This is a genomic window from Pseudomonas sp. 24 E 13, assembly GCF_900004715.1.
GTDB lineage: Bacteria > Pseudomonadota > Gammaproteobacteria > Pseudomonadales > Pseudomonadaceae > Aquipseudomonas > Aquipseudomonas orientalis_A.
This window is the reverse complement of sequence record NZ_CVTO01000114.1, coordinates 5098-20380: the sequence shown is the minus strand read 5'-3', so window position 1 is coordinate 20380 and position 15283 is coordinate 5098. Positions and strand designations below refer to the sequence as shown.

Below are 15283 nucleotides of genomic sequence, written 5' to 3'. Positions count from 1 at the left end.
ACCATCAGCGACCGCCTGACCTGGGCGGAAATCCGCCGCCTGGCCCTGCGTCACCGCAAATCCCTGTGGATCGCCAACAGCGTCGCCGTGCTGGCGACCTTGTGCAGCGTACCTATCCCGTTGCTGTTGCCGCTGCTGGTCGACGAAGTGCTGCTGGGCCATGGCGACGCCGCACTCAAGGTGATGAACCACGCGTTGCCCCTGGGCTGGCAGAAAGCCGCCGGTTATATCGGCCTGATGCTCTTGATGACCCTGGCCCTGCGCTGCGGCGCACTGGTGTTCAACGTGGTGCAGGCGCGGCTGTTTGCGCGGCTGGCCAAGGACATTGTCTACCGCATCCGCGTGCGCCTGATCGAGCGGCTCAAGCGCATCTCCCTGGGCGAATATGAAAGCCTGGGCAGCGGCACGGTAACCACCCACCTGGTCACCGACCTGGACACCCTGGACAAATTCGTCGGCGAAACCCTCAGCCGCTTCCTGGTGGCGATGCTCACCCTGGTCGGCACGTCGGCGATTCTGGTGTGGATGCACTGGCAACTGGCGCTGCTGATCCTGCTGTTCAACCCGTTGGTGATCTACGCCACGGTGCAGTTGGGCAAGCGCGTCAAACACCTGAAAAAACTCGAAAACGACAGCACCTCGCGGTTCACCCAGGCGCTCACCGAAACCCTGGACGCCATCCAGGAAGTGCGCGCCGGCAACCGCCAGGGCTTTTTCCTCGGGCGTCTGGGCCAGCGGGCCCGGGAAGTGCGGGACTACGCCATTCACTCGCAATGGAAAACCGACGCGTCCAGCCGCGCCAGTGGTTTGCTGTTCCAGTTCGGTATCGACATCTTCCGTGCCGCCGCCATGTTGACCGTGCTGTTTTCCGACTTGTCCATCGGCCAGATGCTCGCGGTGTTCAGTTACCTGTGGTTCATGATCGGCCCGGTGGAGCAGTTGCTCAACCTGCAATACGCCTACTACGCGGCAGGCGGCGCGTTGACGCGCATCAACGAGCTGCTGGCCCGCGCCGACGAGCCGCAATACGCCGGAGGTGCGGACCCCTTCAGCGGGCGTGCGACCGTCGGTATCGAAGTGCGCGGCCTGGACTTCGGCTACGGTGACGACCTGGTGCTCGACCAATTGAACCTGGCCATCGCACCGGGGGAGAAAGTCGCGATTGTCGGCGCCAGCGGCGGCGGCAAAAGTACCCTGGTGCAACTGTTGCTGGGCCTCTATACACCGCAGGCCGGCAGCATTCGTTTTGGCGGCGCGAGTCAGCAGGAAATCGGCCTGGCGACCATCCGTGAAAACGTCGCGGTGGTACTGCAGCACCCGGCGCTGTTCAACGATACCGTGCGCGCCAACCTGACGATGGGCCGCGAGCGCACGGACCAGGCCTGCTGGCAGGCACTGGAAATCGCCCAGCTGGATGCTACCGTCAAGGCATTGCCGTTGGGCCTGGACAGCGTAGTGGGGCGTTCCGGCGTGCGTTTTTCCGGTGGTCAACGGCAACGCCTGGCCATTGCGCGCATGGTCCTGGCCGAGCCCAAGGTGGTGATTCTGGATGAAGCCACCTCGGCGCTGGACGCGGCCACCGAATACAACCTGCACCAGGCGCTGGCGCGGTTTCTCAGTGGGCGTACTACACTGATCATCGCCCACCGGCTCTCGGCAGTGAAACAGGCTGACCGTGTATTGGTGTTCGATGGCGGGCATATCGCCGAGGATGGCGACCATCAGCAGTTGATTGCCGATGGCGGGTTGTACGCCAAATTGTATGGACACCTGCAACAAGTGCGTTGATTTAGCTTAGGCTGTGCTATCGGGAGCGGATTTTCGCGTGCGTATTGAGCTGTGCATGTGCAAGGGACTTCATGAAGCAAAAGCGGACTCTCGGAACGCCACGGCTGCTGGGCATTGTCTGGCCCTTTATTGCCGTTGTGCTGTTCCAGGCATTGTTAGGCTGCGTCAGTCTCTACGTGCTCTCGGCGGTGCGTGGCTATGTGGCAGGTGAAAGTCTGTGGTCCAAGGGCCAGAAAGACGCCATCTACTACCTGACCCTCTACGCCGATAATCGCGAAGCCGCCACCTACCTCAAGTATCAGCAAGCCATTGCGGTGCCCCAGGGCGGGCACGAATTGCGCATCGCCCTGGACAGTTCTACGCCTGATATTCCGGCTGCGCGCCTGGGTATCATCAAGGGCGGCAACCACCCGGACGACGTCTCCAGCCTGATCTGGCTGTACCTCAACTTTCGTCATTTCAGCTACCTGGAAAAAGCCATCGAACTCTGGACGGTGGGCGACGGCTACCTGTTGCAACTGGACGACCTTGCTCGCCAAATGCATGACGCCATTGCTGCTGACCGGGTCGATGCCGACGATGTGCGGCTGTGGAAGGCGCGTATCACGGCAATCAACGAAGGTGTGACACCGGCGGCCAAGGCGTTCAGCGATGCCTTGGGCGAAGGTTCGCGGATGATCCTGCGCCTGTTGTTGATCACTAACCTGGCCACGGCCCTGGGCCTGATCGTCCTGGCGCTGCTGCGCACGCACAAGTTGCTGGCCCAGCGCCATGCGTTTGCCGACGCCCTGCAGGCGGAGAAAGAGCGGGCGCAGATCACCCTGGAGTCGATTGGTGACGGGGTCATCACCACCGACGTGGACGGTGCGATTGCCTATATGAACCCCGCCGCCGAAGCGCTGACCCACTGGAATTCGGCCCAGGCCCAGGGCCTGCCGCTGGCGGCGTTGTTCAAATTGCTGGATGAGAACGCCGAGCCGGACGGCTTCACCCTGATCGAACACATCATCAAGGGCGAACTCAGTGGCGGCAGTGACCATTCCAAGCTGATCCAGCGCCTGGACGGCAGCACCGTTTCGGTGACCCTGGTGGGCGCGCCGATTCGCAGCGCAGGCAAGGTCAGTGGCGCGGTGCTGGTGCTGCATGACATGACCCAGGAGCGCCAGTACATCGCCAATCTTTCCTGGCAGGCGACCCACGATGCCTTGACCGGCCTGGCCAACCGGCGTGAATTCGAATACCGCCTGGAGCAAGTGCTGCAGCAGGTGTCACGCCAGCCAAACGGCCGGCATGCCTTGATGTTCCTCGACCTGGACCAGTTCAAGCTGGTCAATGACACCTGCGGCCACGCTGCGGGCGACGAGTTGCTGCGGCACATTTGCGCGCTGCTGCAATCGGACTTGCGCGAAGGCGATACCCTGGCGCGCCTGGGCGGCGATGAATTTGGCATCCTCCTGGAAAACTGCCCGGCAGCGGTAGCCGAAAAGATCGCCGAGAGCCTGCGCCACACCGTGCAAAGCCTGCACTTTGTATGGAAGGGCCGGCCGTTCATGACCACCGTCAGCATCGGCCTGGTGCATATCTCGCAAACGCCCACCACCCTGGAAACGTCGCTGCGCGCCGCCGATATGGCGTGCTACATGGCCAAGGAGAAGGGGCGTAATCGGGTGCAGGTGTATCACGCCGATGACTCGGAGCTGTCCATACGCTTTGGCGAGATGGCGTGGGTGCAACGCCTGCACATGGCCCTTGAGGAGGACCGCTTTTGCCTTTACTCCCAGGAGATTTCACCTCTGGGCCATACCGAAGCGGGCACCGGTCACATCGAAATACTCTTGCGCCTGCACGACGAAGCGGGCCGAACCATCCTGCCCGACAGTTTTATTCCGGCGGCCGAACGTTATGGCTTGATGACGTCCCTGGACCGCTGGGTGGTGGAGAACGTATTCAAGATCATCGCCCGTTGCATGCATGAGCATCCGGGCCGACCCATGGCCATGTGTGCGATTAATCTGTCAGGCATAACCATTGGCGATGATGATTTTCTCGGGTTTTTGCGTGAGAAATTCGACACTTACAGCATTCCCCCGGAAATGATTTGTTTTGAAATAACTGAGACCAGCGCTATCGCCAATTTAGGCAGCGCAATTCGTTTTATTAATGAACTCAAGGCGTTAGGTTGCCACTTTTCCCTTGATGATTTTTGCGCCGGAATGTCCTCATTCGCCTATCTCAAACATTTACCTGTAGACTTCTTGAAGATCGATGGAAGTTTCGTAAAGGATATGCTGGACGACCCGATTAACCGCGCCATGGTCGAAGTGATCAATCACATCGGCCATGTCATGGGTAAACGCACAATTGCCGAGTTTGTTGAAACGTCGCAGATAGAACAGGCGTTACTTGAGATAGGTGTGGACTACGCTCAAGGCTATCTGATCGAACGCCCGCAATTGTTTACCTGTGACCGCCTGCAATGCCGACCCGTGCGGCCGCAGCCTCTGTTATTCAAGGCGCCCGGCACCTTCCGCTGAAACTTGCCGGTCTGTACATCACACTTAAAAAGGAGCCCTACAGTGATCGACACATTCAACAGAACCGGCCCGCTTATGGAAGCCTCAAGTTACCCCGCCTGGGCCCAGCAATTGATCCAGGACTGTAGCGAGAGCAAGCGTCGGGTTGTCGAACACGAACTGTACCACCGCATGCGTGATAACACGCTCAGCGCCAGGACCATGCGCCACTACCTGATCGGCGGTTGGCCTGTAGTGGAGCAGTTTGCCTTGTACATGGCACAGAACCTCACCAAGACCAAATTCGCCCGTCATCCTGGCGAGGACATGGCGCGACGCTGGCTGATGCGCAATATTCGCGTGGAATTGAACCATGCTGATTATTGGGTGAATTGGGCGCGTGCCCATGGCGTCAGTCTTGAAGACCTGCAGGCCCAGGACGTGCCACCGGAGTTGCACGCACTGAGCCATTGGTGCTGGCACACCAGCTCGGCTGACTCGTTGATCGTCGCGATTGCCGCCACCAACTACGCCATCGAGGGCGCGACGGGGGAGTGGTCCGCCGTGGTCTGTTCCACCGGCGTGTATGCCGCTGCCTTCCCCGAGGAAGAGCGCAAGCGTGCGATGAAGTGGCTGAAGATGCACGCCCAGTATGATGACGCGCACCCTTGGGAAGCCCTGGAAATCATCTGCACCCTCGCCGGCACGAACCCGAGCAAAGCCCTGCAGGTGGAGTTGCGACAGGCCGTGTGCAAGAGCTACGACTACATGTATCTGTTCCTGGAAAGTTGCATGCACCTGGAACAAGAGAAGGAGAAGGCGCCGGCGCTCGTGCGTGAGCGCCATGCCCGAGTCGCCAGCGAGGCGTGATGCACAGGTAATGGCGGGGGGTTACCCCGCCATTGCCAGGCGATTACGGCCTGCGCGCTTGGCCACGTACAAGGCATTGTCGGCTCGGCGCAGCAGGCTTTCAGCCGACTCAGCCGCCAGTAACGTCGAGCAGCCGAGGCTTACTGTCAATTCGATTCGCGTCCCTTCTACCCAGTAGTCCTGGGCTTGCGCCGCCTGGCGCAGGCGTTCGCCGACCATCCGCGCCGCATCACGGCCGGTGTTGGACAGCAGGATCAGAAATTCTTCCCCGCCAAACCGAAACACCATGTCCACGTTGCGCAGCTGGCCCTTGATCGCCGCAGCCACGGCGCGCAATACGCTGTCGCCGGCGGTATGGCCATGGGTGTCATTGATGCGCTTGAAGTGGTCGATGTCCAGCATCAACAGAGACAGCGGGTGCATGTGCCGCCGCGCCATGTCGATTTCCCGTTGCAGCGTCTGGTCCATGGCGATGCGGTTGCCGGTTTCGGTCAACGGATCGCGCAAGGCGCTGCGGGTGGCGGCGCGGTAGAGCAGGGCATTGCGCATCGGATACAGCAGGGCCGCCAACAGGGATTCGAGTTGGCCCAGTTCCTCTTCCATAAAGCGCTGATTGCGGCGGAACACCAACTCGCCCAGGTGCTCGCCATCATGGCTCAAGGTGTAGCTCATCGAATGATGGCCGCGTTGGCCGAACTCCAGGCGCAGGTCAGTGGTGACGTGGCGGTATTGCAAGGCATCCAGCGGCACCAGGCGCTGGATTTCGCGAAAGAACAGGCCAAGGATGCGTTCCGGCTCAAGGCTGGTTTGCAATTGCTGGTTAAGTTGCTGGCGGAGCTGGCCAAGGGTGGCGGGGCGAGCTGAACGCAGGGATGGCTGACCAAATCCCAGGCGTTGCAATTTGGCACTGTCAAAGTCAATTGCGTTGGTCTGGGTGGGTGTTTTCATAGGTGCGCGGCCTCTAAGCACATGACTGTCTTACAGGCGGATGAGAGTGGCAAGTGCCAGGCGTCTTACTGGTCCTTCAGTTCCGTAAAACATTGGGGATCAGTCTAAACCGCTTTACGCCGGGTTATAAGCCCGGGGCACTGCCACACGTCTTGTCATCGTTTGACCTGCTTGAAAGGTGTTAGAGCCAGATTCATGCCAAATCGTTTTATTTAATAAATAGCTATATGAATCAATTGACTGCCCCGGCTCGAAAAACAATCGACAGCGCGTGGCGTCATTTATCTGGCTGGACAGTCGCAGGATTACCGGGCTACCAGCGTGGAACTGTCAATTTGTTCGATCGACGTGACACCAGTCAGCGTCATCGCCACGCGCATTTCCCTGGCGAAGATATCCAGCAGGTTTTCCACACCGTTCTGCCCGTCGGCGGCCAACGCGTACACGCTGGCGCGCCCGAGCAGGCAGGCCTTGGCCCCCAGGGCGAGCATGCGTACCACGTCTAGCCCGGAACGAATGCCGGAATCCACCAGCACGGTGAGGTCATCGCCGACGGCCTCGGCAATCGGTGGCAACGCTTTGGCGGTAGACAACACGCCATCCAGCTGGCGGCCGCCATGGTTGGAGACCACGATGCCGTCGGCTCCGAAGCTCACGGCATCCTTGGCATCCTGTGGGTCGAGGATGCCCTTGATGATCATCGGCCCCTTCCAGAAGTCGCGAATCCACTCCAAATCTTTCCAACTGATCGAGGGATCGAAGTTGTTGGCCAGCCAGCCTATGTAGTCCTCCAGGTGCGTGGGTTTGCCCAGGTACCGGGAAATATTGCCCAGGTCATGGGGACGGCCCATCAACCCTACATCGAACGCCCATTGCGGCTTGGTCATGGCTTGCAGCATTCGCCGCTGCGCGGCATAGGGGCCGGACATGCCGGAGTGGGCATCACGATAACGCGCGCCCGGGGTCGGCATATCGACGGTAAACACCAGTGTCGTCACCCCCGCGGCCTGCGCGCGCTCCAGCGCATTGCGCATGAAGCCGCGATCCTTGAGCACGTACAACTGAAACCATATCGACTGCGGACTTTGTGATGCCACCTCTTCAATCGAGCACACCGACACCGTCGACAAACAGAAGGGCACGCCTTTGTTTGCCGCCGCCTTCGCCGCTTGCACTTCACCGCGCCGGGCATACATGCCCGTCAAACCGACCGGGCTGAGGATGACCGGCATGGCCTGCTCCTGGCCGAACAACGAGGTTTTCAGGCTCAGGTTGTCGACATTGCGCAAGATGCGCTGGCGCAGGCTTATCTCGGCCAGGTCCGAACTGTTGGCCCGCAGCGTGTGCTCGGCGTAGGCGCCGCCATCGATATAGTCGAATAGAAAGCGCGGCAACTTGCGCTTGGCGGCAGCGCGGTAATCGGATGCGGACGAAATGATCATGTAGAGGGGCTCCACTCGGCGAAGCGCTCCACGATAAGCAAAATTCTGGCATGATAAAAACAACTTTTATCGCTGTAATCGAGTCGCAAAGGGAATACTGATGAATCTGCGAACCCTGCGGGCGTTTGTCGAAGTGGTGCGCCAGGGCGGGTTTTCCCAGGCGGCTGACGTGGTATCCCTGACCCAGTCCACGGTCAGCAAAGCGGTCAAGACGCTGGAGGAGGAACTGGGCACCCCGTTGCTTAATCGTCTCGGCCACCGGAACGAACTCACCGCCGCTGGCGAAATTGCCTACCGTCGGGCCTTGGTGATGCTGGCTGAACGCAACGACCTGATAGCCGAGATCAACGACCTGCGCGGCCTCAAGCGCGGCGTGCTGCGCATCGGCCTGCCGCCGGTGGGTTGCGGCGTACTGTTTGCCGCAATGTTTGCCACCTACCGTACGCTTTATCCCGACATCGACATCGAACTCACCGAGTACGGCAGCAAAAAACTGCGCGAATGCCTGGAAGCGGGGGAGGTCGACCTGGCGGCATTGCTGCTACCGGTGGATGAGTGTTTCGACTACCAGCCGGTGCGCAACGAACCGCTGATCGCCGTGCTGCCCATCCACCACCCGCTGGCGCGCCGCGAACGCATCGACTTCACCGACCTGGCGGACTCTGCGTTCATCCTGTTCGAAGCCGGTTTCGCCCTCAACGCGAAAATCCTCGCCGCCTGCGAACGCAAGGGCGTCGTGCCAAAGGTAACGGCCCGCAGTGGGCAGATCGACTTTATCGTCGACCTGGTCGCCGCCGGCCTGGGCGTGGCGTTCCTGCCGCGGATGCTGGCGCACAAACACCAGCACGCCGGCATTGCCCTGATCCCCCTGGACGAACCCCACACCGACTGGCACATCGCCCTGGCCTGGCGCGCCAGCGCCCACTTGCCACCGGCAGCCCGTGCGTGGCTGGAACTGGCCAGGGAGCAGGCGGTTTCGACCGGTCAGCCTTTACAGTCGTGAAAAATCTTAGAGGAGGCTTGACTTCTTCTTTTTAATCAGTAACATACGGCGCATTCCGCGATAGCTCAGTTGGTAGAGCAAATGACTGTTAATCATTGGGTCCCTGGTTCGAGTCCAGGTCGTGGAGCCAGATAGAGAAAAGCCTGCAGAGATGCAGGCTTTTTTTTGCGTGGGATTTGACGAATTAACCGGCGTTAAAGCAGGGCGATGATGGTTATGGGACAGATTTGCCTTTTGGCTTGGTTGGCTTTGGGGTAGCAAGCATTCGATTCAATTCACCGGCGAGCGCTATCAGCTGTTGCTCCAGTGCTTCGACCTCTGAGACGCTGATGCCATTGCTGATGACTTGCAGGGTTTTGGCTTGTTTGTTCGAAACAGGCGCGAGGTCATGTGCGTCCGGGCAAACCAACGCCTGTCGCAGCAGGTTGTTGATGACAGTCTGATAGCCGGTGCCGGCATTTTCCGCACGCGCACGGGCGGCTTCGATCACCGCATCGTCCAGCATGATCGTGATGCGGGTTTTTCCTTTGTTGCTGGCGATGGCGCCGCGTTTGGCGCTGCTGAAGTCGTATTCGTCTTTCATGGTTCAAACTTCCAGGTACTGGCGCCGTTCATTTTTGGATGCAAGCCGTGCACTGATAATGCGTACGCAGTTGGGGTCGCGATAGGTGTAGGCCACCACCAATACGCGCCCCTTTGCATCTGTGCCCATAATCACCCAGCGTTCTTCTGCGTGATCGCGGTCTTGCATGGTCAGGGCTGCCTCGTCATGAAACACCGGCTCTGCATCAGCAAGGCTTATGCCTCTGTGCTTGCGCTCGTTGGAGAGGCTTTTTGCATTGTCGAATTGAACCATGAATGTTTTCATTATGCATATTTTATATGTATAAAAAGTGGATAAATGGATCGGCCATCAAGGAACGGCACAGCCCGGATGGGTCGTGTTTGGAGGCGCTATTTCCCACTCGATCAGTTGAAGTTTGATCTTGCAGAAATCGTTCAGGTATTTCCGTAAGCGGCGGGCGACCCCTTACGTAGCCACATTCAGTTCCGATTGTCGGAAGGCATGATTGGATTGACCCGCAGGCTCAGGCAGAGGGTTTTTAAAGGCGGTTTGGGGGGGGGGTAACGTTTTGCCTTGGTGGCGTTGGCAAATAACTGTTAATCATTGGGTCCCTGGTTCGAGTCCAGGTCGTGGAGCCAGATAGAGAAAAGCCTGCAGAGATGCAGGCTTTTTTTTGCGTGGGATTTGCCCCGGCAAGCAAGTGCACGGCGACGATCATCAATTTGATCCAGTGCTAATGCACCCTCACTTAACCCCAGCCATCAGCCTCGACGATTGCCTCTTTGGGAGCACCCTATCGCCATGAAGACACAACCGGGTATCCAAAAGGCAGGGTTTGCGGTGCCCAGGCCTACGGCGATCATTGACACGCCTACTGCAAACATGATGCGTTCTCCATAACCGAAATATCCATTAACCACTGGGCTGAATTTAACATAGGCCCTTAACGACTCAATAACAACTCGCGCTCGGCCGGTAATTTCGGTTCTGCGTCCAGGCTGGGCTTTCCTGTGCACCGCGTCGCCACGCCTATATCCCAGGTCAGCGCATCCGCCACGCGGGCGTTCTCGGGGCTTATCGCCCGACCGCTATCCCGTCGGGTTTATACTGGCCACCTTCAAATACGTCGAGATTCCCATGAGCACCTCTGTTTCCCTGACGCCGGCACGCAAGCCGGTCGCGCCCCTGGTGGCCTTTCTCATCCTGGTGGCAGGCGCCCTGTTTCTGCAAAGCGCGGTGGGCATGCGCCAGGTTGTGTTGCTGATCGTCGGCGCCGCCTTGGGCCTGACGCTGTATCACGCCGCCTTTGGTTTCACCTCGGCCTGGCGTGTGTTTATCAAGGATCGGCGTGGCGCCGGGTTGCGCGCGCAGATGGTGATGCTGGCGGTGGCGGTGGTGCTGTTTTTCCCGGCGTTGGGCGCGGGGACCTTGTTCGGTCAGCCGGTGGTCGGGCTGGTGGCGCCGGCCGGGGTGTCGGTGGTCTTTGGCGCGTTTATCTTCGGCATCGGCATGCAGCTGGGCGGCGGTTGCGCGTCGGGCACCCTGTTCACCGTAGGTGGCGGCAATGCGCGGATGCTGGTGACCCTGTTGTTCTTTATCTGCGGATCGTTGATCGCCACCCATCATGTCGATTGGTGGTTTGCCTTGCCGTCGTTTGCGCCGGTTTCAATCGTCAAAAGTTTCGGCGTACTGCCGGCGTTGCTCCTGAGCCTGGCGGTGTTCGCGGTCATCGCGCTGGTCAGCGTGCGCCTGGAGAAGGCCCGCCATGGCCAACTTGAAACCGGCGTCACCAGCGAGCATCAAGGGCTGCGCCGCTTCCTGCGTGGGCCCTGGCCGTTGGTGTGGGGGGCGATAGGCCTCGCCTTGCTCAACTATGCCACGCTGGCGCTGGCCGGGCGGCCGTGGGGGATTACTTCAGCGTTTGCGCTGTGGGGCGCCAAGGTGGCGAGTGGGCTGGGGGTAGACGTGGCCAGTTGGGCGTTCTGGCAGATGCCGGCCAACGCCAAGGCCCTGGCCGCACCGGTCTGGGAAGACATCACCAGCGTCATGGACATCGGCATCGTGCTTGGCGCGCTGTTGGCCGCGGGCCTTGCCGGACGGTTTGCGCCGAGCTTGAAGATACCGGCGCGCTCGTTGATCGCGGCGGTCATCGGTGGCCTGTTGCTCGGTTATGGTTCGCGCCTGGCGTATGGCTGCAACATTGGCGCCTACTTCAGCGGCATCGCCTCGGGCAGCCTGCATGGCTGGCTGTGGCTGGTGGCTGCGTTTATCGGCAATAGCGTGGGCGTGCGGCTGCGACCGTTCTTTTTCGCTGGCGAACGGCCTCAAGTGGCCTTGAACGGTTGCTGAGCGAGCGGCTCCAGGTTCGCCTGGTATGTCCGAATCCGTCCCGAGACGGTCCGCCTTGCGCCTGTTACGATCCTGAAGAGGGCTTTACCATGATTTGCAGTATCGGCCCCTAATCCAAGCCTGAAGGACCTACCATGAGCCGCACAGCCCTGATCGTAATCGACGCCCAGCATTCATTCCGGCATGCACCCTACTGGTCCGAAAACGACCTGTCGAGCTACCTGGAAAACCAGCAGGCGCTTATTGATGGCTGCGTGCAGCAAGGCATCCCGGTGGTGCAGGTGTTTCATGTGGAGGACCAGGGCGCCTTTTCGCTGGCATCGGGTAACGTCAGGGTATTGAGCGAGCTTTCGATCGATCCGCAGTTGGTCATCCATAAGCACTACCACAGCGCCTTCGCCGGTACGCCGCTGGGCGCGCGTCTCATCGAGATGGGTGTCACCCGTTTGATCATCAGTGGTATTCGTACCGAACAGTGCTGCGAGACCACCACGCGGCAGGCCTCGGACAGCGGGTTCAACGTCGACTTCGTCAGTGAGGCCACGCTGACGTTCGCGATGACCCACGCCCGCAGCGGCCGGGTGTACACCCCGGCCGAGATTCGCGAGCGTACGGAGCTGGTGCTGGAAGGCCGGTTTGCGCGCATCGTCACCGTCGCCCAGGCATTGGCGGGGTGAATCAATGAGCGTGCCGGTGCTGTTCGTGTTGTTGCCCAATGTGCTGATGCTGGATCTGGCCGGGCCTGCCGAAGTATTGCGCCTGGCCGCGCAGATGGATGACCCGGCGGCGGTGGATTTCGAGCTGCACTACGTCAGCCCGGTGCCGTCCCTGCACACCTCCATCGGCTTGCCGTTGACGGGCCTGGCACCTTTGCCGGCCAGTTTGGCGCCCGGCACCCTGGTGGTGTTGGTGGGCTCGAGCATGAAGGTAGACGAAGCCGGCCTGCGCGTTTTCGAATCCGCCAGCGACAGCCTGGTGCAGTGGCTGCAAACGGTGTTTGCGCCCTCTGCCGAGCATTTGATATGCGTGTGCGCCGGCGCACTGACGGCCGCCCGCGCCGGGCTGCTTGACGGGCGCCAATGCACCACCCACCACGCGCTGTGCGCTACCCTCCAGGCCCTGGCGCCCAAGGCACGGGTCCTGGAAAACCGCCTGTACGTCACCGATGGCCCGGTCAGCTGCAGCGCCGGGATCACCGCCGGTATCGATATGATGCTGCACCTGGTCGCCGAGCGTGCCGGGCCCAGACTGGCATGCGCCGTCGCGCGGGATATGGTGGTGTACCTGCGCCGCAGCGGCACTGACCCGCAGCTATCGCCGTGGATCACCGGGCGCAATCACCTGCATCCGGCCGTCCATCGCGTACAGGACGCCATTGCCGCCGCCCCGTGTGACGCCTGGACCGTGACCCGCATGGCAAACCTGGCCTGCACCGGCAGCCGCCATCTGGCGCGCCTGTTCCACGAGCATGTCGGCATCAGCCCGCTGGATTACCTGCACCGTCTGCGCCTGGCCGTGGCCCGCGAGCTGCTGGTGGCGTCGAGCCTGGACATCGAAACGGTGGCCGAGCGCGCAGGCTTTGGTTCGGCGCGTCATCTGCGGCGTATCTGGGGCAAATATGAAGCGGGCACGCCGTCGGCAATGCGCCTTATTGAGCAGGCGTCTCGGCAGGCGTGATTGGGGCTTGAGCCGCCTCGGCTTCGAGCTTCAAGCGGTCCGCCTTGCTGATGTATTTATCTTTGCTTTTCGGCGCCAGTTTGGCGTTGGCCTTTTTGGCCTTGGCCTTGAAAAGCTGCTGGAGTTTTTTCTGGCGGTTCATGTGCGTGGGCCTGGCAGGTAAAGGCGCGAATGATACCAGCTAAAAAACCGTGGATTGAAAGGTTTACCTGCCGAGGAGGCCACCGATCAATGCGCGAGGAACGCGCTGATCAGCGTGATCACCTGTTGCTGAATCTGCGCCCTGGTCCGCCCGGCCTCGCCGTCTCGGCAAATCATGCTGTCACCGGGCATATCCTCGTCGAGTATCGCCGCCGCGCCGGGTTTGCACTGCGCCATAAAGCTGAAGTGGCTCGCGTCGCTGATCTCTACGTACTGCGTGGAGGCTTTCGGCAGCCGTCTGGCCAAGTCGGCAGACTCCAGCCCCACAGCCATGTCCTCCGAGGGCACGCCTCCAGCAATCACCAGCGCCGGCACGGGCAGCGCGGCCAGGCTGGCATCGGTCATGCCCCGCGACAGGCCCAGGTCCAAAGACACCACGGCGGCGACGCGCTTGTCGCTCAAGTCAGCGGCCAGTTGGGCTTTGCCATCGGCAACGCCGGTAGGGTTCATCTGCGCGTAGCCGATGCAACCGCCCAACTTGGGATGGGCCAGGCAGTCCCGGGCGAACAGATCCGCATCGAAACGCGCGCCGGCGATTTCCAGCACCGTCCAGCCACCGAGAGAATGGCCCACCGCCGCAATCCGGTGTTGCGCCACCGCGCCAAATTGCGTTGGCTGCGCAAGCACCGCATCGATGGCGCGGCTCAGGTCTTTGGGCCGTTGCCATAACTGCGCCGCTGCGTCTGCACTGCGATCCTTGGTGGTGGTGCCCGGATGATTCACCGCCGCCACAATATAACCCTGCCGCGCCAGCGCACTCGCCAGCCACATCTGATTGCCCCAATTGCCGCGATAGCCGTGGGAAAGTACCACCAACGGGTGCTCACCACCGGTCGGCGGCGCATCGGGCACGGCGAGGGCGCCGAAGAACACCGCGTCGTCTCGGATCAACCGGGGAGCGGTCCTGATTGCCGTGGGGTACCAGACGGCCATTTCCAGCGCGCGCTGGTTGCGTGCGTCGGGCAGGGTGGTGGTTTTGAAACCGATGGGGTTGTCGTTGGCGAATGCGGGAGTGATCAGACCAATCAGGAGAAAGGCGGCGAGGGTGATTTTCACTGGTTTCTATCGTCCTTGAAGTGAGAGGCGCAGCATGATCTGAAACGGGCGGTTTGGGTAGCGCGCAAGTGGCGTGATCACTGTTCCGCGCTGCCGCTGCTTAGTCGTAGGCGAACTGATCAATCAACCCCAAGCGCGGGATACGGCTGTTGGGCTGCAAGAGTGCGCCGGGAGCTATCACTGCGTTTGCGCCAATCTTGCAGCCATCGCCTACCAGGGCGCCGAATTTGTTCACATCCGTCTCAATGACGGCATCGGCATAGCGGATTCTGATATGCGCGCCATCCAGTTCGTTACGGTAGTTGGCGATGATTGCACCGGCTTCAATATTGACGCCTTCGCCGATCACCGAATCGCCGACAAAGTTGAAATGCGCCAGCTTGCTTGCATCAAGCATGAAGCTGCTTTTCAGTTCGCAGCTTGGGCCCACGATGCAGTGTTTGCCCAGATAAACGCCGCCACGCAGGTAGGCGCCTGCGGCGACGAACGAGCCTTCACCGATGATGATCGGCCCCTTCAGCACGGCGCCTTCTTCGACGGTGGCGCTTTCATGGATGGCGCAGTTTGCGTGACGGCGGTAGCCTGCGCCGAGGCGTGAGAGCAACGTCAGGACGTGGTTTTCGCAGTCCTGGGCCACCTGCCAGGCGGCGGCTCTGCCCAGTCCAAGCGAGGGCCATTGAGTGATGAATGTGCTGATCTCGGGAAGCTTCATGGAGAATTTTTCCGGTGCGTGAGAAGGCGGGCTCAGGCCATATCTTATAATGGTCTGCACCGGATTTGGCTAATGGCGCGCGAGGCGCGATGTGGGAGGGGGCTTGCCCCCGATGGCGGCCTCTGGGCTGGCCGGGATGTTGGATTGGACCGAGTACAT

The 15283-nt window shown here is 60.7% G+C and carries 14 protein-coding genes and 1 tRNA gene; 8 read left to right on the top strand and 7 right to left on the bottom strand.

All coding sequences use genetic code 11. The annotated features are described in order from the left end of the window. Nucleotides 1–3: 3 nt before the first annotated feature. The 3 genes from BFP90_RS12380 (at nt 4) to BFP90_RS12370 (ending at nt 5171) form a co-directional block, all read left to right on the top strand. Nucleotides 4–1788: an ABC transporter ATP-binding protein gene (locus tag BFP90_RS12380; protein WP_163001570.1), complete on the top strand. Its 1785-nt coding sequence runs from the start codon at nt 4–6 to the stop codon at nt 1786–1788. A gap of 71 nt (nt 1789–1859) precedes the next feature. Next, nucleotides 1860–4322, top strand: coding sequence for an EAL domain-containing protein (locus tag BFP90_RS12375; RefSeq protein WP_065896814.1), 2463 nt, complete (start codon nt 1860–1862; stop codon nt 4320–4322). A gap of 75 nt (nt 4323–4397) precedes the next feature. Next, nucleotides 4398–5171 (top strand): TenA family transcriptional regulator, encoded by a 774-nt coding sequence (locus BFP90_RS12370; protein WP_262411909.1) that lies wholly within the window; start codon nt 4398–4400, stop codon nt 5169–5171. 21 nt (nt 5172–5192) lie between these two features. Here BFP90_RS12370 and BFP90_RS12365 read toward each other — a convergent pair whose 3' ends face one another. Together BFP90_RS12365 and lldD are read right to left on the bottom strand one after the other, a co-directional pair. After that, nucleotides 5193–6119, bottom strand: a complete 927-nt coding sequence (locus tag BFP90_RS12365) for a GGDEF domain-containing protein (protein WP_065895481.1) — start codon at nt 6117–6119, stop codon at nt 5193–5195. Between the two features lie 305 nt (nt 6120–6424). After that, nucleotides 6425–7561 carry an FMN-dependent L-lactate dehydrogenase LldD gene (gene lldD, locus BFP90_RS12360; protein ID WP_065896813.1) on the bottom strand — a complete coding sequence of 379 codons (1137 nt, stop codon included), beginning with the start codon at nt 7559–7561 and terminating at the stop codon, nt 6425–6427. Between the two features lie 100 nt (nt 7562–7661). On the opposite strand from lldD, the gene BFP90_RS12355 reads away from it, so the two are divergent. After that, nucleotides 7662–8564: a LysR family transcriptional regulator gene (locus BFP90_RS12355; protein WP_065896812.1), complete on the top strand. Its 903-nt coding sequence runs from the start codon at nt 7662–7664 to the stop codon at nt 8562–8564. Nucleotides 8565–8618: 54 nt separating this feature from the next. Beyond that, a tRNA-Asn gene (locus tag BFP90_RS12350) sits at nt 8619–8694 on the top strand. 84 nt (nt 8695–8778) lie between these two features. Here the strand turns inward: BFP90_RS12350 and BFP90_RS12345 are convergent. Continuing rightward, entirely contained in the window at nt 8779–9147 is a 369-nt protein-coding gene (locus BFP90_RS12345) for a BrnA antitoxin family protein (protein ID WP_065883253.1), read from the bottom strand. A gap of 3 nt (nt 9148–9150) precedes the next feature. After that, the gene (locus BFP90_RS12340; protein ID WP_065896811.1) at nt 9151–9432 is read right to left on the bottom strand and encodes a BrnT family toxin; all 282 of its coding nucleotides are present in this window, start codon (nt 9430–9432) and stop codon (nt 9151–9153) included. A gap of 834 nt (nt 9433–10266) precedes the next feature. Between BFP90_RS12340 and BFP90_RS12330 the strand changes: the two genes are divergently transcribed. From BFP90_RS12330 to BFP90_RS12320, 3 genes are all read left to right on the top strand, one after another. Then, a complete protein-coding gene (locus BFP90_RS12330) occupies nt 10267–11478 on the top strand; it encodes a YeeE/YedE family protein (RefSeq protein ID WP_065883250.1) in 1212 nt (403 codons plus the stop codon). Nucleotides 11479–11612: 134 nt separating this feature from the next. After that, nucleotides 11613–12155 carry a cysteine hydrolase family protein gene (locus BFP90_RS12325; protein WP_065895486.1) on the top strand — a complete coding sequence of 181 codons (543 nt, stop codon included), beginning with the start codon at nt 11613–11615 and terminating at the stop codon, nt 12153–12155. Nucleotides 12156–12159: 4 nt separating this feature from the next. Beyond that, nucleotides 12160–13155 (top strand): GlxA family transcriptional regulator, encoded by a 996-nt coding sequence (locus BFP90_RS12320; protein WP_065896810.1) that lies wholly within the window; start codon nt 12160–12162, stop codon nt 13153–13155. Here BFP90_RS12320 and BFP90_RS12315 read toward each other — a convergent pair. The 3 genes from BFP90_RS12315 to BFP90_RS12305 all read right to left on the bottom strand — a co-directional run bounded on the left by BFP90_RS12315 (nt 13127) and on the right by BFP90_RS12305 (nt 15124). Next, nucleotides 13127–13297: a DUF2986 domain-containing protein gene (locus tag BFP90_RS12315; RefSeq protein WP_065895488.1), complete on the bottom strand. Its 171-nt coding sequence runs from the start codon at nt 13295–13297 to the stop codon at nt 13127–13129. The genes BFP90_RS12320 and BFP90_RS12315 overlap by 29 nt on opposite strands. Nucleotides 13298–13383: 86 nt before the next feature. Continuing rightward, nucleotides 13384–14412: an alpha/beta hydrolase family protein gene (locus BFP90_RS12310; RefSeq protein WP_065896809.1), complete on the bottom strand. Its 1029-nt coding sequence runs from the start codon at nt 14410–14412 to the stop codon at nt 13384–13386. Between the two features lie 100 nt (nt 14413–14512). Then, nucleotides 14513–15124, bottom strand: a complete 612-nt coding sequence (locus tag BFP90_RS12305; RefSeq protein WP_065896808.1) for a DapH/DapD/GlmU-related protein — start codon at nt 15122–15124, stop codon at nt 14513–14515. Between the last annotated feature and the right edge of the window lie 159 nt (nt 15125–15283).

What these genes read in the sequence shown, in the direction of transcription:
- BFP90_RS12375 (WP_065896814.1), top strand. Translation starts at nt 1,860, where the DNA reads ATGAAGCAAAAGCGGACTCTCGGAACGCCACGGCTGCTGGGCATTGTC.
- BFP90_RS12370 (WP_262411909.1), top strand. Translation starts at nt 4,398, where the DNA reads ATGGAAGCCTCAAGTTACCCCGCCTGGGCCCAGCAATTGATCCAGGAC.
- BFP90_RS12365 (WP_065895481.1), bottom strand. Translation starts at nt 6,119, where the DNA reads ATGAAAACACCCACCCAGACCAACGCAATTGACTTTGACAGTGCCAAA.
- lldD (WP_065896813.1), bottom strand. Translation starts at nt 7,561, where the DNA reads ATGATCATTTCGTCCGCATCCGATTACCGCGCTGCCGCCAAGCGCAAG.
- BFP90_RS12355 (WP_065896812.1), top strand. Translation starts at nt 7,662, where the DNA reads ATGAATCTGCGAACCCTGCGGGCGTTTGTCGAAGTGGTGCGCCAGGGC.
- BFP90_RS12345 (WP_065883253.1), bottom strand. Translation starts at nt 9,147, where the DNA reads ATGAAAGACGAATACGACTTCAGCAGCGCCAAACGCGGCGCCATCGCC.
- BFP90_RS12340 (WP_065896811.1), bottom strand. Translation starts at nt 9,432, where the DNA reads ATGAAAACATTCATGGTTCAATTCGACAATGCAAAAAGCCTCTCCAAC.
- BFP90_RS12330 (WP_065883250.1), top strand. Translation starts at nt 10,267, where the DNA reads ATGAGCACCTCTGTTTCCCTGACGCCGGCACGCAAGCCGGTCGCGCCC.
- BFP90_RS12325 (WP_065895486.1), top strand. Translation starts at nt 11,613, where the DNA reads ATGAGCCGCACAGCCCTGATCGTAATCGACGCCCAGCATTCATTCCGG.
- BFP90_RS12320 (WP_065896810.1), top strand. Translation starts at nt 12,160, where the DNA reads ATGAGCGTGCCGGTGCTGTTCGTGTTGTTGCCCAATGTGCTGATGCTG.
- BFP90_RS12315 (WP_065895488.1), bottom strand. Translation starts at nt 13,297, where the DNA reads ATGAACCGCCAGAAAAAACTCCAGCAGCTTTTCAAGGCCAAGGCCAAA.
- BFP90_RS12305 (WP_065896808.1), bottom strand. Translation starts at nt 15,124, where the DNA reads ATGAAGCTTCCCGAGATCAGCACATTCATCACTCAATGGCCCTCGCTT.